Annotated in this window: 1 pseudogene; it reads left to right on the forward strand. The window is 61.0% G+C overall.

From position 1 onward, the window contains the following. A pseudogene (locus SB764_RS43505) lies at positions 1-233 on the forward strand (hypothetical protein); the annotation flags it as partial. Positions 234-246: the final 13 nt, after the last annotated feature.

Consider the following 246-nt stretch of genomic DNA (forward strand, 5'->3'; position numbering starts at 1 on the left):
TCGGCGTCGGCGGCTTCCTCGGCATCGGTGCCAAGGATGTGGCTGTTCCCATGGACAAGGTGACAATGACGCGGAACGCGCAGGACGGGACAATCCGTCTGACGACGACGGAGACGGCGGAAACGCTGAAGGCGGCTCCGGAATTCAAGACGCTGGAGCAGAAGACCAGTGAAAAGAATGCCGCGACACCTGCTGCTCCCGACAGCACGACCACGTCCGCTACAAAACCTTAATCCCACACCTGGG

Origin of the sequence: Paraburkholderia sp. SIMBA_027, assembly GCF_046535315.1 — a bacterium.
In the GTDB taxonomy this organism is placed as follows: Bacteria; Pseudomonadota; Gammaproteobacteria; order Burkholderiales; family Burkholderiaceae; genus Paraburkholderia; species Paraburkholderia tropica.